The sequence below is a fragment of the Metabacillus bambusae genome, assembly GCF_017497975.1.
Taxonomy (GTDB): Bacteria; Bacillota; Bacilli; order Bacillales; family Bacillaceae; genus Metabacillus; species Metabacillus bambusae.
The window spans coordinates 167,110-191,207 of record NZ_JAGDEL010000002.1; the positions used below are offsets into that span (position 1 = coordinate 167,110).

The 24,098-nt window shown below is 35.1% G+C and carries 22 protein-coding genes; 4 read left to right on the forward strand and 18 right to left on the reverse strand.

Annotated features, from left to right (window positions below; translation table 11 throughout):
• Positions 1 to 43: 43 nt before the first annotated feature.
• From hxlB to I7822_RS03430, 18 genes are all read right to left on the reverse strand, one after another.
• Positions 44 to 595: a 6-phospho-3-hexuloisomerase gene (hxlB, locus tag I7822_RS03345; RefSeq protein WP_207975361.1), complete on the reverse strand. Its 552-nt coding sequence runs from the start codon at positions 593 to 595 to the stop codon at positions 44 to 46.
• Positions 595 to 1,539 carry a sugar phosphate isomerase/epimerase family protein gene (locus I7822_RS03350; RefSeq protein WP_207975362.1) on the reverse strand — a complete coding sequence of 315 codons (945 nt, stop codon included), beginning with the start codon at positions 1,537 to 1,539 and terminating at the stop codon, positions 595 to 597. The genes hxlB and I7822_RS03350 overlap by 1 nt, the downstream gene beginning before the upstream one ends.
• A 10-nt stretch (positions 1,540 to 1,549) precedes the next feature.
• Positions 1,550 to 2,989: a PTS transporter subunit EIIC gene (locus I7822_RS03355; RefSeq protein WP_207975363.1), complete on the reverse strand. Its 1,440-nt coding sequence runs from the start codon at positions 2,987 to 2,989 to the stop codon at positions 1,550 to 1,552.
• Positions 2,986 to 3,834: a PTS sugar transporter subunit IIA gene (locus I7822_RS03360; protein WP_207975364.1), complete on the reverse strand. Its 849-nt coding sequence runs from the start codon at positions 3,832 to 3,834 to the stop codon at positions 2,986 to 2,988. The genes I7822_RS03355 and I7822_RS03360 overlap by 4 nt, the downstream gene beginning before the upstream one ends.
• 30 nt (positions 3,835 to 3,864) lie before the next feature.
• Positions 3,865 to 5,115 (reverse strand): BglG family transcription antiterminator, encoded by a 1,251-nt coding sequence (locus I7822_RS03365; RefSeq protein WP_207975365.1) that lies wholly within the window; start codon positions 5,113 to 5,115, stop codon positions 3,865 to 3,867.
• Between the two features lie 215 nt (positions 5,116 to 5,330).
• Positions 5,331 to 6,434: a sorbitol/xylitol/iditol dehydrogenase GutB gene (gene gutB, locus I7822_RS03370; RefSeq protein ID WP_243459243.1), complete on the reverse strand. Its 1,104-nt coding sequence runs from the start codon at positions 6,432 to 6,434 to the stop codon at positions 5,331 to 5,333.
• A gap of 22 nt (positions 6,435 to 6,456) precedes the next feature.
• A complete protein-coding gene (locus tag I7822_RS03375) occupies positions 6,457 to 7,296 on the reverse strand; it encodes a carbohydrate ABC transporter permease (protein WP_207975366.1) in 840 nt (279 codons plus the stop codon).
• 42 nt (positions 7,297 to 7,338) lie between these two features.
• Positions 7,339 to 8,253 carry a carbohydrate ABC transporter permease gene (locus tag I7822_RS03380; RefSeq protein WP_243459244.1) on the reverse strand — a complete coding sequence of 305 codons (915 nt, stop codon included), beginning with the start codon at positions 8,251 to 8,253 and terminating at the stop codon, positions 7,339 to 7,341.
• Between the two features lie 65 nt (positions 8,254 to 8,318).
• On the reverse strand, positions 8,319 to 9,878 hold the full coding sequence (locus tag I7822_RS03385) for an extracellular solute-binding protein (RefSeq protein WP_207975367.1): 1,560 nt from the start codon (positions 9,876 to 9,878) through the stop codon (positions 8,319 to 8,321).
• A 494-nt stretch (positions 9,879 to 10,372) separates the two neighbouring features.
• Positions 10,373 to 11,626, reverse strand: coding sequence for an L-rhamnose isomerase (gene rhaA / locus I7822_RS03390; RefSeq protein WP_207975368.1), 1,254 nt, complete (start codon positions 11,624 to 11,626; stop codon positions 10,373 to 10,375).
• 5 nt (positions 11,627 to 11,631) lie between these two features.
• Positions 11,632 to 13,047 carry a rhamnulokinase gene (gene rhaB, locus I7822_RS03395; RefSeq protein ID WP_207975369.1) on the reverse strand — a complete coding sequence of 472 codons (1,416 nt, stop codon included), beginning with the start codon at positions 13,045 to 13,047 and terminating at the stop codon, positions 11,632 to 11,634.
• 175 nt (positions 13,048 to 13,222) lie between these two features.
• Positions 13,223 to 14,185, reverse strand: coding sequence for an AraC family transcriptional regulator (locus I7822_RS03400; protein WP_207975370.1), 963 nt, complete (start codon positions 14,183 to 14,185; stop codon positions 13,223 to 13,225).
• 127 nt (positions 14,186 to 14,312) lie between these two features.
• Positions 14,313 to 15,083 (reverse strand): DeoR/GlpR family DNA-binding transcription regulator, encoded by a 771-nt coding sequence (locus tag I7822_RS03405; protein WP_207975371.1) that lies wholly within the window; start codon positions 15,081 to 15,083, stop codon positions 14,313 to 14,315.
• Positions 15,084 to 15,437: 354 nt separating this feature from the next.
• On the reverse strand, positions 15,438 to 17,507 hold the full coding sequence (locus I7822_RS03410; RefSeq protein WP_207975372.1) for a bifunctional aldolase/short-chain dehydrogenase: 2,070 nt from the start codon (positions 17,505 to 17,507) through the stop codon (positions 15,438 to 15,440).
• 117 nt (positions 17,508 to 17,624) lie between these two features.
• The gene (locus I7822_RS03415; RefSeq protein WP_207975373.1) at positions 17,625 to 18,344 is read right to left on the reverse strand and encodes a LutC/YkgG family protein; all 720 of its coding nucleotides are present in this window, start codon (positions 18,342 to 18,344) and stop codon (positions 17,625 to 17,627) included.
• A gap of 2 nt (positions 18,345 to 18,346) precedes the next feature.
• On the reverse strand, positions 18,347 to 19,771 hold the full coding sequence (locus I7822_RS03420) for a LutB/LldF family L-lactate oxidation iron-sulfur protein (protein WP_207975374.1): 1,425 nt from the start codon (positions 19,769 to 19,771) through the stop codon (positions 18,347 to 18,349).
• 2 nt (positions 19,772 to 19,773) lie between these two features.
• Positions 19,774 to 20,496, reverse strand: coding sequence for a (Fe-S)-binding protein (locus I7822_RS03425; protein WP_207975375.1), 723 nt, complete (start codon positions 20,494 to 20,496; stop codon positions 19,774 to 19,776).
• Between the two features lie 384 nt (positions 20,497 to 20,880).
• Positions 20,881 to 22,161 (reverse strand): uracil/xanthine transporter, encoded by a 1,281-nt coding sequence (locus I7822_RS03430; protein WP_207975376.1) that lies wholly within the window; start codon positions 22,159 to 22,161, stop codon positions 20,881 to 20,883.
• A 538-nt stretch (positions 22,162 to 22,699) separates the two neighbouring features.
• On the opposite strand from I7822_RS03430, the gene I7822_RS03435 reads away from it, so the two are divergent.
• The 4 genes from I7822_RS03435 (at position 22,700) to I7822_RS03450 (ending at position 23,827) form a co-directional block, all read left to right on the forward strand.
• On the forward strand, positions 22,700 to 22,822 hold the full coding sequence (locus I7822_RS03435) for an FbpB family small basic protein (protein WP_207975377.1): 123 nt from the start codon (positions 22,700 to 22,702) through the stop codon (positions 22,820 to 22,822).
• A gap of 17 nt (positions 22,823 to 22,839) precedes the next feature.
• Positions 22,840 to 23,226, forward strand: coding sequence for a sporulation protein (locus I7822_RS03440; protein ID WP_207975378.1), 387 nt, complete (start codon positions 22,840 to 22,842; stop codon positions 23,224 to 23,226).
• Positions 23,227 to 23,378: 152 nt separating this feature from the next.
• On the forward strand, positions 23,379 to 23,537 hold the full coding sequence (locus I7822_RS03445) for a hypothetical protein (protein ID WP_207975379.1): 159 nt from the start codon (positions 23,379 to 23,381) through the stop codon (positions 23,535 to 23,537).
• 14 nt (positions 23,538 to 23,551) lie between these two features.
• Positions 23,552 to 23,827: a YkvA family protein gene (locus tag I7822_RS03450; protein WP_207975380.1), complete on the forward strand. Its 276-nt coding sequence runs from the start codon at positions 23,552 to 23,554 to the stop codon at positions 23,825 to 23,827.
• Positions 23,828 to 24,098 lie beyond the last annotated feature (271 nt).

Sequence of the window (24,098 nt, forward strand, 5' to 3'; positions counted from 1 at the left end):
AGGCTTAGGCTCATTATATGATTCGTCTAATCTAAAAACCTTATTATTCTAGATTCGTATGATAAACTTCCATTGCTTCTTCTGAGACTGAAAGCTTCTCTTTTAATTTTACGACAATTAGCTCAAATAGCAGTAGCTGTGCCTGCTCAAATAAAGCCCCCATCGGTTGAGGTGATGTCCGTTTTTGAATATCATCTTTCATAGTTTGTGCTTCAATGTGAACAAGATGATCTACATATTGCAATAACGGTGATTCGTCAGATGCTGTCATAAAAACGACTCTTGCATTCTCTGCCTTTACGATTTTCAAAAGGGCTTCAACAGTTGATAAATAACCAGTTCCAGAACTTGAAATAAACAAATCACCAGTTTGTATTCTTTGTGTTGTGACATCCCCAACAACGTGTACATCTAATCCTAAATGCATCAACCGCATCGCAAATGCTTGAAGCATCAATCTTTCTCTTCCAAGTCCATATAAAAATATTTTACGAGCCTGAGAAATTTCGTCAATAAACCCTTGAATATCTTCATCTTTAATCGATGAAAATGCAGTCTTTAATTCTTCTAGCATCAAAGATTTTAGTTGTTCCATTATTTTTCCCTCCCTATATAGCCTTTAGTGCTCAAAGCTGTTTTCCAATAATCGACGCTCTCTTTAATTTCTTTTAAAACAAGATTATCATCTTGTTCGAAAGGATGACCAATTTCTAGCAGGAGAATAACTTCATCTTTTTTAGTCTTTTCAAGGGAATCAAATAATTTAGTTGGATTAATTGTACCAATTCTATTTTTTTGTTCTGTAAATGCCCAATGGCGGTCTAAGCGACCATCGGTTTGTTGCAGGTGAATTATTGGAATATGATCATAAAGTGATTCGATCCATTGATATGGATTACTGTCTTCTGTGCTAAGAATAGGGTTTGTCGTATGCCCAACATCAAAACAAAGCGAAAATGTTGCTGCTTCCTCCCCTGCTAGATCATTTATTTTTTCAATAAAAGCTTTAGTATCTTTAATTGTTATCGATCCTTCTCGTTCTACTGGTGTTGCTTCCCAATAAAAATCCTTCACACCATATTTTTTTGCTTTTTTTAATAGATTGATTAATAACTTTTCCGCATTAGCTTGAATGATGCTATTTTTATTGTTTTTATTTAAGAAAGTAGAAATATCCATTCCACCAAATGGACCTCCAGTTGCGTTACACCCTAGTCTTTGTGTGACAGCAAATGCCTTTTCAAACCAATCAATGCCATCTAACCTTCCTTCTAGTAGTGGATGATAAAGTAGATTGTGTGAATAAATTGATAGTCCTGTAAAAGTCGAATGAAGAGTTACATTATATTTATCACATTCATAACGTACGAGATCACAATATTTATTAATAAAATCGTTTGTTGATCTCGGATCTATTTGGTCAAAAGAAAATTGGATAATATCCAAACCTAGTTCCTCTTTTACTAATCGAACCCAGTCCACCGGATGAGCCCAACGTTTAATTGTAAATCCAGTTGAAATCCCCAATTTTACGTTCATTTTTCACCGCCTATTTCTTGTTAGTAAACTTTTCTGCTGCCTTTAATTTTTCAACAACTTGATCATACTCTTGAAAGTTTGTAAAAGATTGAAGAGAGTAGTGGATTTTATCTGGAGCAGCTTCTTGCACTTTTTTCAAAAATGCTTGATGACAAATAATTAAATCAACGTTAGAGTCAATATCCTGAAGCGATGTATTATTTACGTCAATTTCTAAGTCAGCAAGTTTTAGCTTTTTTCTTAGCATTGCAGCCCCCATTGAACTTGATCCCATACCTGCTTCACAAACAAATAAAACCCTTTTAATTGGTTTTTGAGAATCAATTGCTTCAATCTCATTTATTTTCAATTCCGATTTTTTAATCTCGATTGTATGTTTGACTTTAGAAAAATGGTCGATATTTTGTAATGTATTAATCGTGGCCATTTGTGTTTCAAACTCTTGATCTATCGAACTAAGCGAAGAACGACCTAAAATTACATATGATAACAGAAATGATACAATAGCTGAAATAAATATTCCGATGATTATACCTGGTATATCAGATCTCGGGCTCATCCCAATAATTGTAACGATACTGCCTGGAGAAGGAATGGATACTAATCCAACATTAAACTTTTGGAAAACCAAATTCCCTGATATCCCACCTCCTATTACAGCAAAAAGCAACTTCCAATTTTGTAATACATATGGAAAATAGATTTCATGAATTCCACCTATTGATTGTATAGCCATCGAAAGCTTAATTGACTTTCTTTTCCCGCGAACAGCCCTGAAAAAATACGCTAATAAAACGCCAAAACCAGGACCTGGATTTGACTCCATTAGGAAAAAAATAGACTTTCCAAGCTCCTTTGCTTGCTGGATTCCTAAAGGAGTTAAAACCCCATAATTAATGACATTGTTAAAGAAAAACACTTTTGCTGGTTCTATAATTACTGCAGTTAACGGTAACCATTCGGAATAAATAAGCGATTGTACCATGCTATTTATAAATTTTATTCCTGCTGACAATGTTTGCCCTACATATAAGAAGCAAATGATTGTTAAAAAAACACCGACAATTCCAGTTATTACATTTGAAATTAATAATTCGTAACCGATTGGTATTCTATCTTTTAATTGTCGTTCAATTCTATTTACGACAAAACCAGTAAATGGACCAATTATCATGGCACCGATAATAATTGGTACAGAACTAGCCAATGTTAATCCGTATACAACTAAAGCAGCAACAACAGCACCACGTCCACCGCCTATTAACCTACCACCTGAATAGGCTAATAGAATAGGTAATAGTGTCTCATAAATTGGGTTAACAAGAAGTAGTATTCTGTCATTATAAAAATAACCATAAATTCCGAATAACTCGTGAATAACCCCAACTGCAATAATGACTGCAATGTTTTGGTAAATGATCGCACTGAGTAATTGTCCAAATTTCCTCATTTAGTGCTAGGCTCCTTTAATAAGGCTTTTACTTTTGTGAAAAAAGCATTTGATAAAAGAGACTCCACTTCAGTTTTAATTTCTTCCTCTGTCCCTTTCAAAAGTACATGAAGGAATGGCTCTTCTATTAAATTAGCACTTATCACACTAATCATTTCTATATGTTCTTTCGGGGCATCAACAGGTGCAGCTAACAATAACAAAGATTGAATTTCAAATCCATCCCAAATGGTTGAACCATTAAAATGAAAAACTGCAAGAAGTAGTTCACTCACACCAGATGTTTTTGCGTGGACCATCGCTAGATTATCTAAGACAAATGTACCCTGCTTTTCTCTCCTATCTAAATCAAGCAAGACTTGTTTTGGTTTTACTACGATTGAAGTATTACTTAATAGCTCTGTTACGTTTTTCAAGTTGGCGGAACTCGCTGGTAATTCGAAAACAGTGAGATTCCTCAAGATTTGGACCATTCCTTCTCCATACCTTGCCGATCCTACCATCGATAATGTATTCGGTTCTGTATTTTCCTTGGGTACTTCTTCATTTTTTATTGCAAACGATCCTAATTTGTTATAAATCAGATTGATCTCATCGTCACTCAAGAACGGAGAGACTAAGATATAATTATCAGGATGCAAAAATGGTAATGAAACAGTAGAAATAATGACCTGATCAATTAAGCGATTGTTGATCTTATCTTTTAATTCAGTTAATGATAATATGGAATCAATTTGGAGATTAGCTATCTCCTTTTCCACTTTAGATGCTAAATAAGTAGATGTTCCCATTCCACTAGCGCAAACAATTACTGCTTTATAGATATGTTTTGTATGTTCTTTCATCCGAATGGCTGATGCACCAATGTGAACTGCTTAATAACCAATTTCGTCTTCAGGTATTTCTTTTCCTATCTTTGTAGATATCGTAACCCCTGCCTTTTGACAAGCTGAAAAAATATCAGGATAGCGTTGTTTAATATCTTTCAACATTGGATTATGAATTTGCAAGCCTAATTTTAATCGATTTACAGAGGGAACTAGGTGTGCCAGCAATCCTTCAAAAAGGGATAAGTCTTCTTTAAGTGAAATTGAAAGCTCTTTTTCAGCAGCATGAATAAAGCTTTGCGTTAAATCATACCATTCAATGTCGTTATCACTGTTAAAGGTTGAAGAATTATATTGTTGAGAAAAATTAGCCCCAAACAAATGGAGAGTAATATAACTAATTTCATTTTTAGGAATCGAAATATGTAAGATTCTCTCTAATTTTTGGACAATTTGTTTTGCTACGATATACTCTTCCATTGTTTCAATCTCAGGTAATATATTTTCATCTTCACTAACATAATTAACTTGATGATTAATTCTTTCCATCGCTAATATAAGATGTACAATTAAATTGACATAACTTCGGTCAGACAACTCAATAACAGTTTGAGAGTCAAGAACTTCTTTTACAGCATGTTCTACCTTTAAAATATTAGAAGTTTCTACAAATTTTCGTAATCGCTTACAAACTGATTGATTAAGTTGACTGCTTTCAATTGTTTTTTCCTCCTGTTCTGAAAGTTGAAATAACTCAAACCACTCTTCAAAGGTTATATCTTTATGAAGCAGTTTAGATAACGCAGATCTTTTGTCATTTTCTAGTCCATCAATCAAAACACCAAAACCTGCTTTTCGAATAATCGTTAAATTATTTTGCTTACACGTAGATTCTAGCTTATCTAAATCGTTACTAATAGTGGCTTCAGTTACTCCATATTTATTACTCAACAAGAAATACTTAATGGGTTCAGTGGCAATAAGTAAGTCAAATAACATACCCTCTTGTCTTTCCTCAGGGGAATAAATTTGGAATGTATTTGCCTTTAACATTGTTTTATCAAGCAAAGCTTTGTCTTCAAGATTACCATCAATCATAATACCAGAGCCCATCTTACTTACAACTTTCAAATTAAAATCTTCTAAGATTGATTTTAAAGCGGAAACTTCCCTCTGGATCGTTCGTGTACTTAATTTTAATTGGGTAGATATTTGTTTATAGGAAACAGGTGTAGTTGTAAATAATAGTGTCCGTAGTAATGATTCCTGTCTTGAGCTAAGTAATTGAATTTTACTCATTCTATCTCCCCGTTTCATAGAATTTTAAGTTTTTAGAATATTATTTATGCCCTATTATATATTAAACTTAAAATCTATGAAAACAGGAATATTAATAGATTAATTAAATGGATAGACTAACACTTTACACTCACTAGTACTTTTTGGTTGTGATATCCCCTCTTATTTGTTTATTAATCCCCTATACTTTTCGATTCTTTTCCGTGCATTTGACTTTACTCTTCAATAATCCCATTTGGATAAACGATTACTTTTAAACTCGCTTTTTTATTTAAACGTGCTCTGTCCATTGCTGCCTTTGTTTCTTCTAAGGAATAACGATCTGTAATCAAGGATTTTAAATCAGTCGATTTTGATTGTAAAAACTCAATTCCTTTAGGGTATGTGTTTGAATAGCGGAAAACACCAAAAATATCAAGCTCATTGTCTGCTATTAATGGAACATTAAGACCGATTTCATCTTGTGGGGGAAGTCCGACAATTGCCATTTTCCCACCGCGTTTGACAGCTTGAAGAGCTGATTTTAATGCCTTAGGATTACCCGCCGTTTCAAATGCAACGTCAACCCCTTTTCCGTTTGTAATGTTAAAAATCTCTTCATTTGGATCGTTTTCTAATACATTGATTACATGAGTTGCCCCTAACTTTTTTGCAGCTTCTAGACGATTAGCTTCTAAATCTGTAACAATGATTTTTGAAGCTCCAAAGGCTTTAGCAGCTGCAATTGCAGTCAAACCAACAGGTCCCATCCCCATAATTGCTACAGTTGAACCAGGTTGTAGCTTTGAACGTGTGGCCGCATGTATACCTACTGAAAATGGTTCAACCAATGAAGCCTCTTCAAACGAAAGATCATCTGGAATAGGAAATAAAAAATCTTCACGATGTTTAATGTACTGCACAAATGCTCCATCTACAGGGGGAGTTGCTAAAAATTGAACATCTGGACAAAGATTATATCTGCCCTCTTTACAATAATCGCATCTACCACAAGTAATTCCTGGTTCAATAGCCACACGATCTCCGACTTTAACTTTTGTAACATTCTCACCGACCTCTGCTACAATTCCTGCGCATTCATGACCAAGAATAATTGGCTTTTCTACAACGTAACGACCAATTTTCCCATGTTCATAGTAATGAATGTCCGAACCGCAAACACCAACAGCCATTACCTTAACCAATACTTCCTCACCCTGAACCTTTGGAACTGCAACCTCTTGTATTTCAATATCAAATGGTTTATTCATTACAGCTGCTTTCATCACATTTGGTACTTCGATTTTTTCTATCGGTCTTTCTTTATTTTGAATACTCATATCCATTCTCCTTTTGATTATTCTATTTGACAGCTCCCATAGACAATCCTTTAACAAGGTATTTTCTTACTGCTAAACCAGCAATAACCATTGGTGTAATAATAACTGTTCCTGTTGCCATTGCTTGCCCCCACGCAATACCATTTTGCGTGATTAATAGAGAAGCTGCTACAGGCACTGTTTGTGTGTCATGTCCTGAAAACACAGAAGCAAACATAAAGTCATTCCAAGAAAACATTAAGCATAAAATACCTGTTGCAACCAAACCTGGTGCTACTGGTGGAAGGGCAATCCTCCAAAATGCTTGGAAACGACTGCACCCGTCAATCATTGCAGCCTCTTCTAATGCTTGAGGTACTTCTTTAAAGAAGACCATCATCATCCATAAAGCAAATGGTAGATTAAAAGTGGTATAGGCAAAAAGAAGACCTGGCATTGTACCAATTAAACCTAGCTTTGAAAACATTAAGTATAGCGGTAAAATAACAGCAGGAATTGGTGCCATACGAGTACTAATGATCCAGAAAGATAAGGCCTTTTCATTTTTAAAATTGCCTCTAGCTAAGGCAAACCCACCTAAAGTACCTAACACTAAAGAAATCATGGTTGAGAGTACTGATGCAATGACACTATTACTTAAAAAGCTAAAAAAGTTCCCTTCCTCTGAAAACATGAATTTAAATGTTTCAAAATTTGGCTTAAAGAAGAACTTAGGAGGCATCGAAAACATTCCTGCTTCGGTTTTTACTGATGACATGACCATCCAGACAATTGGGAGGAGTGCCCAAATTAATGCTAGTGTTACAATCGTATAAAGAAATGTATTCTTAACAGTTTTTTTGACATGATTTGGTACAGCCATGTTACTCGTCTCCTTTCGTCATGAAATTCACGAATTGTTTTCCTAAGAATATAATATGGTCGCAAACAACATCGTTAATCCTAATGCAGCTGCTGCACCAAAATCCTGGAATTTAAAGGCCACTTCCATTAAATAAAAACCTATTACTTTGGTAGAATCAGCAGGACCACCTTCTGTTGTGATTTTAATTGTATCGACAAAGCGGAGAATATCCATTGAACGGATAAGTAATGCAACTAAAATTGTTCTTGAAACAAGCGGGAACACGACTTTAATTAAACGTTGCATATAATTCGCACCATCAACTTGAGCAGCTTCAAGAGGTTCTTTTGGTAAGGATTGAAGCCCGGCTAATACAATCATGGTAATTAACGGAGTCCATTCCCAAACATCCATTAATATTACAGCTACTAATGCTGTTTTTACATCTCCTAAGATTTGGACATCAACACCTACAAGACTCAATAACCAAGCATAAAGTCCATATGTTGAATTCAAAAGGAAACGTCCTAATAAACCCGCTACAATCGGGGCAACAAAGATTGGAATCATCCACAATGTAACAACTAGATTCCTTCCTTTTGGTAACTCATAGATTGCTAAGGCAATTCCTACGCCAATCATAACTTCTAGTAATAATCCTACAACAGCGAAAATAAGTGTACGTCCCCATGATGCCCAAAACGTGTCATTGATTAGTACCTTCTTCCAGTTGGTAATTCCATTAAATGTAGGCTGATCTGACGAGATCATAAAGTCCATGAAACTGGCATAAATCAAATAAAGGAAAGGAAAAATACTGATAATAGCTAAAATAATTATCGACGGTAGAATCATCCAATGCTCTGTTTTGTATTTTTTTATGTTTAATAGATTAAGAAAAGAAGTTGACTTTTCCTTTTTATAGTTAGTTTGGGTGCTATCCTTCAATTTTGAATATTCTGCATTTGTTCTCATAAGCGTTTTCACTTCCTTTCTTTTAAGGAAAGATAGGAGAAATCCTCCTATCTTTCAGACATACATTAATTTCCTGTTGCTTGATTACTTTGTTTAGCAATTTCTTCAACTGTTTCCTCTGGAGTTTGTTGATCTGCTAACATTTTCGATAATTCAGTGAAAATAAATGTATCTATTTGTGGCCATTGAGGAACTTTAGGTCTCATGTACACATTTTCTTCTTCCCAAGCCTCTAAAGTAACTTTCATTGGTAATAAGTTTGGCATTTGTTTTGATTCTTCAGTACCAGCTTGCATACCTTTTTGTACCTCTTCAATTTCATATACAGAATGACGTGTTGGCGTTGAACCACCCACCTCTGATTTTAAGATCATATATTGTGCTTGAGGCGAGGTTGCCCAAACAAGGAATAACCATGCTGCTTTCTTTTCTTCATCAGTTCCATATTTGTTAATACCTATACCTGTTCCACCGTATGAATGTGCATGACGAACATCACCTTTTGGTAATGATGCCCACGCTACTTTTCCAACAACTTTGGATGAATCTGGGTTTTCGAACATAGATGAGAACTCATGCCATTCTGGTGCCATCGCAATATCACCAGCTGCAAAACCTTCTCCTAATCCAGACCAATCCCAAGAAGTACTTCCTGGTGCTGAAACATCAATGATTTTTTTATAAAGTTCAGCAGACTTTTTTGCAGCATCTGATGTCATTGCAGATTTTCCTGGATTTGATTTACCTACCGCCCCTAATTCTGTATCTTCGAAATAATCTCCACCATATGCAGCAAGGATATTACTATAGTCATTCATTAAGGAGTCATGTTGCTTTGCTTGGTGTCCTGCACCATATTTTACTTCAGTGATTTCACCAGCGGCTGCTTTTTCTGTTATCCACTTAGCAGCTTCATAATATTGTTCCCAAGTTAAATCAGGTCCTGGTGTCCAATCAAATCCTTTATCAGCCATAAATTCGTCTTTATATTTTTCAAATACGTCTTTACGATATGCTAATACCATTGTTGGATTGTCATATGGTAATGTGTAAAGAGCTTCCGTATCCCCCATGTATCCATTAACTTCTAATTGACTCGGGATGAAATCTTCTAAGCCGCCAGGGATAGCAGGCATTGTTTTCTCATCAATAAATGCATTTAAGTCTACAAAATGTTGTGAATGCTTTGCTAAGATTTGATATGGATCCGCATAGATCACATGATATTTTGCTGATTTTGCATTAAAATCAAGACTTGTTTTCTCAACTACTGTTCCTAAATCACTTTGTTCGATATTCACTTTAATTCCTGTTACATCTTCAAATAAATTGATGTTTGCAGCAAGAGCGGATGATGGCGGCGTGTTTTCAGTGATAACATTTAACTCAACTCCTTCAAACTGTTTCCAATCAAAACCTTCCGGAGCAGTAATTTTAGGTAAACCTTCAACCCATCCATCAAACGGTGCATCCACTTGTACTTCAGTGTTAATGTTTTCTGCATTTTTCGCCTTTGTATCAGATGGCTTTTGAGAATTAGTTGAAGATGTTGATGAACACGCTGTCAAAATCAGTGAAATAATTGCTAAAAATACAATCATTTTAAATAAAATATCCCTTTTCATTCCATATCCCCCTTAGAAATTTTTATGTATTTTGAATACGTTTTCATTATATGGTGATGTAAACAAACATTAAAGACAAAGATGTCATAGTTTTGTCACAATCAGAAAATGCCATTATTTTATCATAACAAATTTTCATTTATATATTATTAAAAATAGTATTTTTTGATTTAAATCATCAATTTTAAATATATTGATATATTTAAAATTGATGTAATAATCGAAGGATGTTTGATTTGTTTTCTATGTAAAGTTAATAAAGAACCTTTTCTAGTCATGAACAAAAGCGCAAGCGCCTTGATCAGCCTCGGGCAAATAAGATGATTTAGAATAGAAGGCGTTCTTTGCCTTCAATTCTAAATTAGCTTATGACCTCGAGGGGCTAGGCGCTGGAGCTGGATGTCGTGCGCTTATCCACAGTACAAGAATTTTATAATTTCCTTAGCAACAAAAAAAGGCTTAAACCCTATAAGTGGTTTAAGCCCTTTTCCTATTTATCTATTTGATAAAACTTCCTTCTCATACTTCTTCACATCTTCTAACCAAGTTTCTTTTACTGGAACACCCATTTGTTCACAGTAGTAATCCCAAATTGCTCCGAAAGGATATGTTTTGAACTCCTCAATTAGTGCTAATCTTTCAGTGAAGTTTCCTTCTTCTTGTAATTGTTTTAAATGATCATTCGGTACAAGCATAGCATTCAGTAAGGATTTAATCATATTACGAGTTCCGATTGTCCATGCTGCAACACGGTTAATACTTGCGTCAAAGAAGTCTAGACCGATCATGACTTTATCTAATGCATCATTACGAACGATTTCTAGAGCGATTTCCTTTAACTCATCATCTAGTGTGACAACATGATCACTGTCCCAACGAACTGGTCTTGATACATGTAGTGCTAGTTTGTCACTGTATAGAAGCATCGCAGAAATTTTATTTGATACCATTTCTGTTGGATGATAATGTCCAGTATCTAGAAGACATAGTTTGTTATTTTTCAAGGCATAGCCTAAATAAAATTCGTGTGAGCCGACAACATATGATTCAGAACCGATACCGAATAATTTACTTTCTACTGCATCGATATTATATTGTTCATCAATTTCTTCTGCAAAGATTTTATCTAAAGAATCCTTTAAACGTACTCTTGGTGTAAGACGATCACTTGGTACATCTTTATAGCCATCCGGAATCCAAATGTTTGTTAAAGTCGGTGTTCCTAATTCTTTCCCAAAGTATTCAGCAATTTTACGGCTTGCAATACAATGGTTAATCCAGAATTCTCTAATTTCTTTATCTGGATGTGATAAAGTTAGGCCATCAGCAGACTTTTCATGTGAAAATAACGTTGGGTTAAAATCAAGACCTAATCCGTTTTCTTTAGCCCAGTTTACCCAATTTTCAAAGTGCTTAGGTTCAAGCTTGTCTCTTTCTACTACTTCACCGTTTGTTTCAGCATAGATCGCATGTAAGTTCACACGGTGCGAACCCGGGATGAGTGTAAGAGCTTTTTCTAAATCACTTCTTAACTCTTCTGGTGTTCTAGCTTTACCAGGATAGTTTCCTGTTACATCAATTCCACCAGATAATTCACCTTTGTTTACTTCAAAACCACCAACATCATCACCTTGCCAGCAATGAATTGAGATTGGTACTTGTTTTAACTTTTCTAAAGCCTCATCAACATTGATGCCCCATTTTTCGTATTCTTTCTTTGCTAGTTCATAACTTTGTTTAACTGACATATTTCTCATCCTCTCACAAATGATTGTTTGTATGTTTTTACATCAAAAGAATTTTTAATAATCGTTCTAGCTTGTGAAATATCCTTAATTTCCCCAAGAGCCATAAGCTGGGCCACAATATTACCAATTGCAGTTGCTTCAATTGGCCCTGCAATAACCTCTTTATTGGTCACATCAGCAATGATTTGGTTTAACATTTCATTCTGACAGCCTCCACCAATAACATTTACCTTAGGGAATGTCTTTTCGAAAATTTCTTCTATTTCATTGATGGCATGTTTATAGCTGTCTACCAAACTTTCATACACACATTTTGCAATTTGCCCTGGTGTTTGTGGCACTTGTTGATTTGTTTCTTTACAGTAGTATTGAATTTCTTCAATCATATTTTCTGGTTTCAAGAAACGATCATCATCAACATTCACAATTGAGTTGAACTCTTTCTCTGCGCGAGCTAGGTCAACTAATTCAGCAAATGTATATTTGTCGTTGTAATTCCTTTTTACTTCCTGGATCATCCAAAGCCCCATGATATTTTTTAGAAAACGGAAACGATAGTCGATTCCACCTTCATTAGTAAAGTTGTATTCGAGAGCTTTAGGGACACAAATTGGGAAGCGATTTTCAACGCCAATTAATGACCATGTACCAGAGCTGATATAAATCGTATCCTCTAATTCAGGTACAGATATTACAGCTGATCCTGTATCATGTGTAGCAGGAAGAACAACCTTCATATCAAATCCAAATTCAGATACAAGTTCTTCAGAAAGGGTTCCTAACACCGTTTTTGGTGTTTTAATATCCTGGAACATCTCTTTATTTATCCCTAATTTGTCCAATAATTCATGATCCCACTTTTTCGTAAATGCATTCACTAGTTGTGTCGATGTTGCATTCGTGTATTCGTTTGCTTTTTTACCAGTTAGTAAAAAGTTAAAATACTCTGGAATCATAAGAAACGCTTTCGCACTTTCAAGAACCTCTGGGGACTTCTGTTTTAGCGCATATAATTGATAAATAGTGTTAAATTTTTGGAATTGAATACCTGTTTCAAGGTAAAGCTTTTCCTTTGGGACAATTTTGAATACCTCGTCCATCATCCCATCTGTTCGCGGATCGCGATATGCTACCGCATCTGTTAATGGCTTATTATTTTCATCTAATAAGACAAAGTCAACAGCCCACGTATCGATGCCAATACTTTCTGGCTTAACATCTAAATCCTTGCATTTATTTATTCCAGCTTTTATTTCATTGAATAATTTGTCTACATCCCAACAATAATGCTCACCCTTCTGAACAATATTGTTTTCAAATCGATGAATTTCGTTTAATTGCAGTTTTCCATTTTCAAGATGTCCGAGAATCAATCTTCCACTTGATGCACCTATATCAACTGCTAAGCTATATTTGCTCATTATCTTCACCCTCTTTATTGAAAACGTTTGCCTATTTACATATTAGAACAAATAAATAGAAGATCCAATAACGTAATTCAACTATTTCACTGTCCTTATTTGCACTTTTCTTCTCAAAGCATACAAAAGCCATATTTCTTCAATAAACTTGAAAGATAGGAACTTTTCTTCTGAATTATTTAACCAATTTCTCTCTAAATTGCTTTGGTGTATAACCGTATTTGCCTTTAAACACACGATAAAAATAGCTAATATTTTCATACCCCACCTGCTCAATAATTGCAGTAATAGATAGCGAGGTATTTTCTAATAATTCCTTTGCGACACTTAGTTTTTTCTCTTGAAGTAGTTCTTTAAATGTAAAATTAGTTGCCTTTTTAATTTGCTTACTTAACGTATAGTGTGGCTGATTTAGTTTATCAGCTAATTGATATAATGTAGCATGTTTAAACTGCTCTTCTATATATTTTAAGGACTCTACTATTGTTCGATGTTTATGTGAATCCTCTTTATATCTCACCTTGTCAGAATGCTTAATGAGCTCGACCATTAACAGGCCCATGTATAATTTTATCGTCGATTCAGACATAATTGAAGGATTCATAATTTCCAGAATGATTTTCCCAATCAACTCTTGGATACTTACTACCTCTGATACAGCAAAATATAGATACTGACCATTTTGCGTCTGGTTAAATAAACTATTAATTAGGAAATTACTTATTAAGTTTTCTGTTGTTAAATAGGAAAAGATAAACGAAAAGAATTCGGGTCTGATAATAAAATTAATGATGATATCTTCTTCACCACATGCCTCTAGCTCGTGCTCAATATGTTGATTTAAAAAGAGTAGATCTCCTTTTTTTAAGATTAACCGTTCATTTCCAACTGTTTGCTTAAGCATTCCATTAAAAACATAATTTACTTCAATATAATTGTGTTTATGTTTTGGAAAATCAACAAATCTCGTATGCTTACGTACCATGATCATTGTATTATGCTTTAGGAATTTCTCACTTTCAACGACAAAATGATCCTGACTTGTGTATAGTTCCTTTTTTACTTCATTTTTTTGTTGAAGCATCAACTTTTCTTCACTATTTAATTGGAGTAATTCTTGTAAAAGTTCAGAATTCATGATCATTCCTCACGATTTTCTTTGTTGATTTTTTAGAAAAAGAGGCTGACTCGTTTAGGTCCGCCCTCTCCTTTAACACCTATTTATTTAGGTTGGGGAAGCTGCTGCTTCACTGAGTCATCCTCTGTTACTGATTAACCCCAACAGTTCGGATTTTTACACCCTTCTCCTCTAATGCCCTGCTATAGGCTTCATCGATATTGGAATCTGTAAGTACACAACTAACTTGCCCGATCTCAGTAATATGAGCAAAGGTACGAACACCAAACTTAGTAGAATCAGCCATTAGAATGGTCTGATCAGATATTAACATCATTTGTCTTTTCAGTAGCGCCTGCCATTCATTTGAGTCACTTAATCCACCTTCAATGTGTACTCCTTTACAGGAAATAAACGCTTTGTTCACATGATACATGTTTAGTGATCTTTCTGCTAAAGGACCAACATATGATAATGATTTTGGTAGAAGCATACCTCCTGTTGAGATTACTTTTACCTGCTCCTTTTTACTGAGTTCAACAGCCACTTTTATTGAGTTAGTGATAACGGTTAATGGTACATCTGGCATTTCCTTTGCCATATACCATGCAGTTGTACTTGCATCTAAAACAATTTGCTCACCAGGTTGAATGAGTTTTACCGCTTCTATTGCAATAGATTTCTTTTCCAGCGAGTTTGTTATTTCTCTTTCTGTATAAGAAACCTCTGATTGCTCGTCTTGAATACTAACTGCACCACCATGGCTTCGGCGCAGTAAATTTTCTTTTTCTAATTTCTCGAGATCACGTCTAATCGTTTCTTCAGTGACTTTAAATATCTTACTTAACTCTGTTACTCTTACACTTAGTTTTTCATTTACAACTTCAACAATTTTACGATGTCTTTCTGCTACAAGCATCTGTATTCATACCCTCCCAGTTACTCACAATGAGGAAATTATATTATGAGATTTGAGCTTACGTGCTAAAAGTTATTTCTTACGCTTGTAGGCTCTAAATAAATATTATGACATAGTACACAATTAACGCATAGCCCCTTGTCAACTTCTTAAGTAAAGCGTTTTCATATTTGTGGTTATATTCATTTTCATCTCTTAATTATAGATTAAGGTGTAATAGTATTCTAACCTATTACACCTTGATCTTTTAGTAACTTACTAGGAATTTTGTTAATTTCTTGAAATGTTAATTTTGTGCTTTAACATCTAGCTCAGTTCATACGTCGCTAAACGGGCGCCCTGAGCTTTTGTTTATTATCTAGTAAATGCTGCTGGTACTCCACCGTCAACTGTTAGCATACATCCTGTAGTTCGATCTGATTTTGAAGAAGCAAAGAATAAAATCGATTGTGCGATATCTTTTGGGTAGATGTTCACTAATAAAGTCGTACGTTTACGATAGTGATCTTCTAATTGGTCTGGGTGAATTCCGTACGCTGCTGCACGTTCTTCTCTCCAGCTTGAACCCCAAATTGCTGATCCTTGAAGTACTGCGTCTGGAAGTACAGAGTTTACGCGAATTCCGAATTCTCCGCCTTCTGCTGCGATACATCTTGCAAGGTGAGTCTCCATCGCTTTAACAGAGCTGTATGCTGCTGCATTTTTACCAGCATATACAGAGTTTTTAGAGCCAATGAACACCATGTTTCCGCCAACGCCTTGTGATTTCATTTGTTTAAACGCTTCACGAGCAACTAAGAAATATCCTGTTCCAAGTACGTTCATGTTAAGGTTCCACTCTTTTAAAGAAGTTTCATCAAATGGACTTGATGTCGCAAGACCTGCATTGTTTACGATTATGTCTACACCACCGTAAGATAACGCTGTTTGTACAAATGCTGCTTGAACTGCTTCTTCACTAGTTACATCCATTTTTACAGCAATTGCACGACCTTCGCCGTATTGTTCATTAATTTCTGCTGCTACCTTTTCCGCACCTTCAAGATTAAGGTCAGCGATGACAACATGTGCACCTTCAGCAACAAATTGACGGCAAGTTTCACTTCCGATTCCACCTGCACCACCAGTTACAAATGCTACTTGTCTTGAAAATTCAGCTTCAGCAGGAGCTAATGATAATTTGTAAAGCTCTAGTGGCCAATATTCAACATTGAAAGATTCATTTTCGTTCAGAGAAACGAAGCTTCCTAAAGTAGTAGACCCTTTCATAACTGCAATTGCACGGTGGTATAATGCGCCACTCACGTTTGCATTCGCAACATTCTTCCCAGTGTTAACCATCCCGATTCCTGGGATTAAAATTACACGTGGAGCTGCTTCAGAAATTTGGTCACCTTCGTTTTTATTTCTTTCGAAGTATGCTTTGTACTCTTCTTTAAAGCCTTCAATACCAGCTTTTACTTTTTCTACTAAGCTAGCAACATCTTCTGTTTGTGGATTCCACTCGATGTATAATGGCGTCATCTTTGTGTGAACTAAATGGTCAGGGCATGCTGCTCCAACTTGTGATAGTTCTGGTGCATTGTTGCTGTTTACAAATTGAAGGACATCTTCAGCATCGTCATATGTTAATAGCATTTTCTTTTCGTCACTAACAGCACCACGGATAACTGGCATTACTTGCGCTAAAACATTTTTGCGATCTTCCTCTGAAAGTGCTTCGTATTTTTGTCCGCCAAATACGTTTTCCTCTACAACTCTAGCTTGAATATATTGTTCTGCTTCATTGATGATTGATATTGTTTTTTCATAGCTTTCTTCTGCTGTTTCTCCCCAAACAACTAGACCATGTTTTTCCATTAGTACTAGCTCTGCATTTGGATTGTTTTTCACACCTTCTGCGATCATTTTTGATAATGTAAATCCTGGGCGTACATATGGTACCCATACGAAGCGGTCTCCGTAAATCTCTTCAGCTATTTGTCGGCCATTATCTGCACAGCAAACGCTGATGATTGAATCTGGATGTGTGTGGTCAACATGCTTAAATGGTAAGAATGCATGTAAAAGTGTTTCGATTGATGCACGCGGGTGCTTGCTATCGATCATGCAATGTGCAAGGTAAGCAACCATTTCTTCATCAGGCATTTCTTCTTTTTCAATTAAAGGACGAATATCTTCCATTTTTAAGCCTGTAAAGTTATGAGTTTTCATCGTTGCTAAATCTGAACCGCTTCCTTTTACCCACATAACTTCTACATCACGGCCACGGAAATCCTTTTCAATTGTTTTCATTGACGTATTTCCGCCACCCCAGTTACAAACTGAGCGATCTGATCCGATTAGGTTGGAACGGTATACTAATTCCTCTACCCCTTGAGGTAATACTGAAGCTTGCTCTTTATTCCATAAACTTTGTACCATTTTGTTTCCTCCTCTATATTGTTTGTTTCTGTTTTTTTATTTGATTATCTGTTTTTCATTATACAATATCTTTGTTTATTTTTGAATATGTTTTTTGTTTATTTTTGAAATTCTTCTTTATTTGTCGTTAACCAGGATATAAGTTGCTTTGATCGGACCATGTACCCCAACGATTAAATTCAGTTCAATGTCTGCACTATTACTTGGCCCAGTAATGAAATCTATGCAAGATGAGATTTTTTCCTCTGCTTGAACTTGTTTACTGATCATTGATGTAGCTTGCGTCATTCTCGGGACTAACGTACTTTTCGGCACGATTGCAATATAGGTTTTCGGTAATAAACTTACAGACCTACCCTTATTTTCGTTACTGAACAACACAACCGTTCCTGATTCAGCTAGTGTAATATCACTGAAGGTGATCCCAACATCTGCTTTTTCAGCGGCTTGGATATTCTTTTCCTTTAATGCTGGATCCCAAATATGAACGCTGGTACCTTCGTTTGGTAATTGTGTGAGTAGTCCTTCAGCTAATCCGAATTCTCTATGGCGCTCATCTTTCCAAGTCACGACACTACCAACCTCGTACTGTTCAAATACATTACGTATTGTTTGTGTAAGCTCTTCTAAATTCGTCTCAATAAACTGTGTATGAATAACCTCACAGTGTTTCTTCAGTACATCTACTAATTCATCTTTTGATGCATCTTTTAGTACATCGAATTGTGGGGTAGTTGTCCACACAGGCTTAGAGACATTTGTTTTTCGCTCACGTCCAAGCTTGGCAACAACATTATTTAGGAATGAATCTCGATTGTACACTTGTCCTTTTCCCATTCCTACTCCTCACCTTTCTCTCTCTTTTTATACCAATCTCTAAATCTCTCTTTATTAGGTGCAGGAAAATCTCGGACATCTGTCCATGGTTTCATTGGACCAGGTCCTTTTTGAATGCTGTTAGCTTGTGTAAAAGGTGCCATTACGGTAGATGCTGATTTTGTACCCGCCTTATAAAGACTAGGTGAACTAGCAGCTAACTGATATCCCTTCATTGCGAGCTTTTCTGCAAAAGGAGATTTTTTCTCATCCTCTACAATTTTTCTTCGATGTTTAATCAGCAATTCGTGAAGTGGTATTTTCACAGGACATGCATCTGTACATGCAGCACATAGAGATGATGCATAGGGAAGCTCTTTGTAATCCTCATAACCACCTAAAAGGGGTGTTAAGACAGCACCGATTGGACCTGCATAAATTGAACCATATGAATGACCACCAATATGGCGATAAACAGGACACACATTGACACATGCTGCACAACGAATGCAATGGAGAGCACTTTGGAACTCAGTACCTAATATATTTGATCGTCCATTATCAACAATGACAAGATGGAATTCCTCTGGACCGTCAACATCACCTTCATCCTTAGGGCCTGTTAAACCGGTAATATAACTAGTTAGTTTTTGCCCTACAGAGCTTCGACAAAGTAAACTAACAAGTATATCTAGCTCTTCCCACGTAGGAACAATTCGCTCCATTCCCATTACTGTAATTTGCGTTTTAGGTAAAGCGGTTACAAGACCGGCATTTCCTTCATTTGTCACAAGACTAATTGAACCTGATTCTGCGACAGCGAAATTACATCCTGTTATTCCTAAATCTGCGCTTAAAAATTCTTGACGGAGCTGTTCCCTTGCAAAAAGTGCAAGCTCTTCTGGAATTTCTGATTTATCATAGCCTCGTTTTTCTTTAAACGTGTCACGAATTTGTTCTTTATTTTTATGCAGTGCAGGTACGACAATATGTGATGGTGGATCATGATCATCAAGCTGGAGAATATATTCTCCTAAATCTGTTTCAATGACCTCACAGCCTGCTTTTTCTAAAGCTGCATTTAAATTAATTTCCTCTGTTACCATTGACTTTGACTTTACGACTTTCTTTGCTTGCTTTTCTTTTGCTACCTTTGAAATATACTCATTTGCTTCTTCCTTTGTTGAAGCAAAAAATACGTGACCACCACGCTTTGTCACATTTTCACTAAGTTGTTCTAAATAATAATCTATATTTTCAAGCGTGTGAGTTCTGATTTCCTCACCAAGTTTACGCCATTCTTCCCAATTACCTAGCTCTTCTACAGCTGCTAACCGTTTGCCTTGCATCCGCTCCTGAGCAGAAACAACAGCATTACGCATAAATGTATTTTGAACACCTTTATCTACTCGTTCAAAAAATTTATCTTCACCAATTTTCATTGCCATGGTTATTTCACCTCACTATTAAGTACTTCAGCAATATGCATAACCTTGATTGGTTTTCCTTTTCGGTTAATTCTTCCACCGATATTCATTAAACAACCACAATCAGCACCAATTAAAATGTCTGCTCCAGTTTCCTCAACATGCTGTACTTTTTCATCTACCATCTGTTCTGAAATTGGCACCATTTTCACAGAAAAAGTTCCACCAAATCCACAACAATCTTGGCTATTCGGAAGTGGTTTAATCTCCAAGCCCTCTACATGATCTAAAAGCTTTCCTGGAGCATCCTTCACACCTAACAAACGTGTCATATGACAAGATTTATGATAGGTAGCACATGCTGGTAAACTAGCATTCACGTTTTCTACCTTTAATACTTCAACAATAAACTGTGTTAATTCATAAGATTTACTTGCTAATCTTTCTGCTTTTTCTTTCCAAGCAGGTTCATTTTCAAATAAATGACCATACTCACGAAGCATTGCAACACATGAACCAGATGGTCCAACTACATAATCTGAATCCTCAAAGGTTCGAATCATATGTTTTGCAACTTCCTTTGTTTCCTTATGATAACCACTATTATAAGCAGGCTGACCACAGCATGTTTGTTGTTCAGGAAAATCTACTTCACAGCCAAGTTTCTCTAATAGCTCTACTGTATGTTTACCAACGTTCGCATAAAAAACATCTGCCAAGCAAGTAATAAAAAGAGAGACCCTCATCTATTAACCTCCATTCAAAATGTACCAATTTCTTCTTAGCTATCTTTTAAATGATTATACTACTTTTCTTTTTGTTTTGATACCCGTTTTTGTTTGTTTTATCGTGAATATATTTGTTTACTTTGATTTTGATTTATCTTCATACTTCTCTAAGTTGAAGATCCGCAGTTAGATAACGCTTTCAATTAACTGTATAGGGTAGTTAAAAATGCAGTAAACAATGAATTGGGGAGTAATTGTGTTTGAACGAAATAAGAGCAAACTAATAACATGTGAAATAGAAATCCTACGGAGTGTTCATTTACAATTCCCAATTTCCACTAAGAAGCATAATGATTGAGGCTGACTTTTGTCAGCCTCCTAGTTTATAGGTATTCGTTCTTGTTACTCTACAACCTTCTTCCAATTTATCATTTTTTCCAAACAGACAGACAATAGAACACCCATAATAAATCCATTCCCGATTAATGGTTGGAGATAAATCGGCAAACTTGTAAATATCTCGCTGTCTAATGTCATAATACAAACTCCTACTAATACTGGTATAGCAAGCCTGTATATTGTTTTAGATGTAAAGGTATAGCCATTTAAGCTTTTTAAAGAAGTTCCGAATAATTGAATATAGGCAACAAACAATACTGCATTCCCTACAGTAATTGGAAGTGTAGCCAGTAGAGAACCTAGCGCAGGAATAATTCCAAGAAGAATCATTAGCGCACCCCCGATTAAAAAGGGTTTCTTTTTAACCATTTTCGTACTCTCCAAAAATCCAATCGATGAAGCATATGGAGAATAGGAGATTAGCCCGAATACAGGAGCAAGTGCTGCATATAATCCAGTTAATAAATAAGAGTTTCTGTACCTCTGTTTAGTAGGTTGTTCATAATAGAGTTTCGCTGTTGCTTCAACAGAAGTTGCTGTATTACTTAAGTTAACCAAGCACCCCAGAAAGGTAATCGCGATAATTTCTATTTCCAGATTGGGCTGTCCAAGAGGAAATAATGTAAGCGAAGCAGTCCTACTTATATTCGGAACTTCTGCAGAAAATAATAATGAATATCCTAACCATCCTACTATCATTCCTATTAAAATAGAAAAATTCCCGACACCTTTATTTCCTACTAAATTTAGCAAGCTCACAAAGATGACGATTCCTATTGAAAACAGAGTAATAGGTAAATCTAGTTTTCCATCTTCATTTATTTTTAACATTCCCTTAAAAAATATCATGATCAGTTGAAAGGTAAGTAAAAATAAATAAACACTCATAACCATAGGTGTAATGAGCTTATGTAAAAGCCAATATAAACGAAAGACAGATATGATGATTGTAAAAATACCTGCTACCATCATACCTGTAGCAATTCCTCCACCAATTGTCATCAAGCTCATTCCTAGTACTGAAGCTGAAAAACACAAATTAAGAACAAGTCCCCAAATGACACCGGAAGGACCCTCCATGATTGGATATCGATGCCCAATTATCCCTTGGAGCATACAAGCAACTCCCGTAAAAATAAAAGAGCTCCGTTGGATTGTCGCCACTTCATATGAAGGTAATTCAAATGCAACACCAATAGAGATTGGGACCACAACAACATTAGCAAAAATAAAAAACAACCACTGCAGTGAACCAAACGTAGTTGTTAAAGACTTTTTAAACATTTTTCTTCTTTTCCTCCTAAATCTTTTATCTCTTATATTATGAAAATGTTATTTGCATATAGATAGGAATTATTATGTAATGACTTCTGAAAACAACTAGAAAAAGCTTTATTCTTTCCTAAATAGTTATGTCATCTTTTCTAATATTATCTTAAAAAAATCTTTTTCACAAAGCTATAAATAGATCATTACCTTTCACAGTTGTTTTGGTTTATTTTATACAGATCAGAACACCCATTAACAAAATTGTCACATTCTTCCTAAAAAATCCATCGAATACCTGTTGACGCTTTATTCAAAATATCTTATGATTAACTCAAATAATAAATCGTATCTCCTAAAGGGGAGTAGCTTTAACAACAAAGTCGTCATTACGGAGTTTTCCCACTCTCGGCTTTGTTGGCAACGTAATGTTGTTAGCAAGACCTTTACTATTCGGTAAAGGTCTTTATTTGTTTTCTAAAACCTTTACCAATGATGGTAAAGGTTTTTTATTATCCCTTTTCCTACTAGGGGAACGATAAAAGGAGCTTTCAAAATGAAAAAAGTGTCTTTCATAGAGCTAATGAAAAGAAACAAAGAGGAACTTCTCAAAGATAAAAATCAACTTGAAAAAATTGAAAAACGAATCGACCAAAAATATATTAAACAAAGCAAATAAAACGAGGAGGAATATGAATGTTACTAAGAAAATATATGTCTCTTTTAGGCGTAGGTTCTGCGATCATTGATCTTATTTTACCAAAGGAATCATATCGTAGAGGTGAACTAATTAACGGACATTTTTATATAAAAGGTGGAACAATTGAACAACAACTAAAAAGAATTGAATGTGATTTAGTCATGCTTGATCAATCGACTGGACAGGAAAAGGTCATTGATACAGCAACCGTTTTGTCTTCTAAACTGATTAACTCGGAAGAAGACAATCAAGTTTCATTTACTTTTAAGTTACCTGAAACGATTCCAACTTCATCAGAAAGAATATCTTACCGCTTTAAAACGAGATTAACCTTTAATCAAGGTGTTGAAAGTAAAGACCAGGATATCATTCAAGTAATCTAAGAAAATAGGCAATTGAAAGGAAAGGAAGATACACAATGTAAAATCGACTTCTCATGAATGAACTTAACTTATCGGAGATTGCTGCGCAGATAAAAACCCTGCTAGTTAATCCGGTATAAAAAAGATTTTATTTTAAGGAGAAACGATTTTAATTGTCATTTACGTTAATACGTAATCTATTTTTGGGTATTGTATTAGTAACAATTATTGAAACAAGTTTCATTGCATCTGTAACATTAGAAACGAAAAACCCTCCTAGATTTCATAATAGTATAGTATCAACCATTCAAAGCTATTCGATTAGACCATAAAAGGGGCGATTCGTTTGTTCAAGTATTTTAAAAGAATCAAATTTATCCTTAAGTTTTGGAAGTTTATCCCATTTTTGAAAGAATTCTTTATTTCAAAAGAGGTTGAGGTACAAAAAAAGGCAATTGGAGTATTATTAATACTGACTTATGCGTTTTTTCCCTTTGATTTAATTCCAGATTTTTTATCACTTATCGGAGTTGTCGACGATGTTGTGATTGCTACATTTGTTTTGGAGAGAATGATTAAGATGGCTCCAGAGTCTCTTAGGGATAAATATAAGCTTAACTAAACGCATCTGAACAATTTAAATAATAAAAGAGATTGTTTATTTTATAACATATCTTTTTGCACAGCTTGTAGAAATTACAATTTTTCTTTACAAGCCTTTTTTTAGTTTTATAAATAATAAAAGTTTTTTAATAAATCCTTTTTCTCCTCCCTATGTTGTCTTGGTTTTACTCTTTGAAAATAAATAGCAAATGTTCGTAAGTTGCAATAAAAATATTACTTAAATTGGTATTCCATGAAACTTTTTGTAAATTAGTACGTATATGGTATTC

Bases quoted from the DNA above. Each gene is read 5' to 3' on its own strand.
- hxlB (WP_207975361.1), bottom strand. From the start codon at position 595: ATGGAACAACTAAAATCTTTGATGCTAGAAGAATTAAAGACTGCATTT.
- I7822_RS03350 (WP_207975362.1), bottom strand. From the start codon at position 1,539: ATGAACGTAAAATTGGGGATTTCAACTGGATTTACAATTAAACGTTGG.
- I7822_RS03355 (WP_207975363.1), bottom strand. From the start codon at position 2,989: ATGAGGAAATTTGGACAATTACTCAGTGCGATCATTTACCAAAACATT.
- I7822_RS03360 (WP_207975364.1), bottom strand. From the start codon at position 3,834: ATGAAAGAACATACAAAACATATCTATAAAGCAGTAATTGTTTGCGCT.
- I7822_RS03365 (WP_207975365.1), bottom strand. From the start codon at position 5,115: ATGAGTAAAATTCAATTACTTAGCTCAAGACAGGAATCATTACTACGG.
- gutB (WP_243459243.1), bottom strand. From the start codon at position 6,434: ATGAGTATTCAAAATAAAGAAAGACCGATAGAAAAAATCGAAGTACCA.
- I7822_RS03375 (WP_207975366.1), bottom strand. From the start codon at position 7,296: ATGGCTGTACCAAATCATGTCAAAAAAACTGTTAAGAATACATTTCTT.
- I7822_RS03380 (WP_243459244.1), bottom strand. From the start codon at position 8,253: ATGAGAACAAATGCAGAATATTCAAAATTGAAGGATAGCACCCAAACT.
- I7822_RS03385 (WP_207975367.1), bottom strand. From the start codon at position 9,878: ATGAAAAGGGATATTTTATTTAAAATGATTGTATTTTTAGCAATTATT.
- rhaA (WP_207975368.1), bottom strand. From the start codon at position 11,626: ATGTCAGTTAAACAAAGTTATGAACTAGCAAAGAAAGAATACGAAAAA.
- rhaB (WP_207975369.1), bottom strand. From the start codon at position 13,047: ATGAGCAAATATAGCTTAGCAGTTGATATAGGTGCATCAAGTGGAAGA.
- I7822_RS03400 (WP_207975370.1), bottom strand. From the start codon at position 14,185: ATGAATTCTGAACTTTTACAAGAATTACTCCAATTAAATAGTGAAGAA.
- I7822_RS03405 (WP_207975371.1), bottom strand. From the start codon at position 15,083: ATGCTTGTAGCAGAAAGACATCGTAAAATTGTTGAAGTTGTAAATGAA.
- I7822_RS03410 (WP_207975372.1), bottom strand. From the start codon at position 17,507: ATGGTACAAAGTTTATGGAATAAAGAGCAAGCTTCAGTATTACCTCAA.
- I7822_RS03415 (WP_207975373.1), bottom strand. From the start codon at position 18,344: ATGGGAAAAGGACAAGTGTACAATCGAGATTCATTCCTAAATAATGTT.
- I7822_RS03420 (WP_207975374.1), bottom strand. From the start codon at position 19,771: ATGGCAATGAAAATTGGTGAAGATAAATTTTTTGAACGAGTAGATAAA.
- I7822_RS03425 (WP_207975375.1), bottom strand. From the start codon at position 20,496: ATGAGGGTCTCTCTTTTTATTACTTGCTTGGCAGATGTTTTTTATGCG.
- I7822_RS03430 (WP_207975376.1), bottom strand. From the start codon at position 22,161: ATGTTTAAAAAGTCTTTAACAACTACGTTTGGTTCACTGCAGTGGTTG.
- I7822_RS03435 (WP_207975377.1), top strand. From the start codon at position 22,700: ATGAAAAAAGTGTCTTTCATAGAGCTAATGAAAAGAAACAAAGAGGAA.
- I7822_RS03440 (WP_207975378.1), top strand. From the start codon at position 22,840: ATGTTACTAAGAAAATATATGTCTCTTTTAGGCGTAGGTTCTGCGATC.